Source organism: Microcystis sp. LE18-22.4A (assembly GCF_027531105.1).
Lineage (GTDB): Bacteria > Cyanobacteriota > Cyanobacteriia > Cyanobacteriales > Microcystaceae > Microcystis > Microcystis aeruginosa.
The window spans coordinates 1-1,277 of sequence record NZ_JAPZRB010000564.1 but is presented as its reverse complement, the minus strand read 5'-3'; the positions used below and the strand labels follow the sequence as shown (position 1 = coordinate 1,277).

Here is a 1,277-nt window from a genome sequence, read left to right as displayed (position 1 = left end):
AGGAATAAACTTGGGAGAAGATTCTGTTCTCGGTTTTCATCTTGTAGGGATTCTTGCTTTTTCCCTATCTACCCAGATATTTTTCTTTTTGGCAACCCTTGTCTTGTCAGGTTTTGACCCACTTGTGTCCGTCAGTCAGCTTTAGACGTTCATAATCTGAGATTTATTAAACTTCTGAAATCGTAGAGTCAGCAAGGAATCCAGTTCTTTTTTATGTTTCAGATGGGCATCATTCAGACATTCATAAATAGCTGAAGAAAAGTCAGAAAAGTTCTCATAATATTTACCATATAAACATTTCTTTTTGACCAATTTCCACAGCCTTTCAATTAAATTTAGATTAGGCGAATAAGACGGTAGATAGAGTAGCTCTATTGACAAAGAAAGAGCCAATTTTTCAACAATTTTACATTTCTGATAGCGGGCATTATCTAATACGAGAGTGATGGGAATCATTAGTCCTAAAGCAGCTATTTTTGACCGGAGTTCACAGACTTGAGTTGCTGTAATATAAGTGTCATTAGTAACCAGAATAACTTCATGAGTTATTGCGTTCAATGCTCCTAAAACATTGAAGCGTTTACGCCCGCTCGGTGACTTAACAAAAAGTCTCTCAAAACACCAAACAAAACCGAGAAAAGCTCCCATAACAAAGTGAGCGGCATCAACAAAAAAAACAGCCCTTTTTCCTTCTTTAGCTTCATTTAGTCTGGGTTCTAGCTTTTTTTCTTTGTAGTCCTCTTGTTCATCTGGGTCAGCTTTAGAAGGAAGAGAACCTACTTTTAAACATTTCATTCCCATTGATTTTAAAAATTTTCTCACTTGGGTAGGACTTCGTTTTATTCCCGTCAATTCTTCTCTCCTATATACAGCTTCATTTATTGTGGCTGGTGGATTTTTCTCGAAATATTTTTTGAGCGTTTCTCTTTGAGACTCTAATTCACTTTTAGGGCGATAGAAGTTGATTTCTTTTAATTTTTCTATTCCGCCTTCTTGATAATCTCGAAGATAAGTTAATAAGGTATTTGGCGAGATTCCTGCTAACTGACAAATTTTTTGGTGCGGTATTTTTTGACTCTTTAACCAAAGAACTTCCATCTTCAGTTGAACCCGGGGATGAGGATGATGAAATCTTTCATAATACAGTGAGTTCTTTTCTTCTTCCGTGAATTCTAGGTTAATCATGTTTTCAATGAGTGCTTTGCTTCTAATTATGACTCTTAAACTATATTATTGTCTTTGAGTAAAAAATGCAAGTTGTAGCCGTGCAAAGTATA

General features: G+C 35.6%; 1 protein-coding gene. It reads right to left on the bottom strand.

Annotated features, from left to right (window positions below; translation table 11 throughout):
- Window positions 1-141: 141 nt before the first annotated feature.
- A complete protein-coding gene (locus tag O9295_RS24200) occupies window positions 142-1,185 on the bottom strand; it encodes an IS630-like element ISMae22 family transposase (protein ID WP_288035878.1) in 1,044 nt (347 codons plus the stop codon).
- Window positions 1,186-1,277 lie beyond the last annotated feature (92 nt).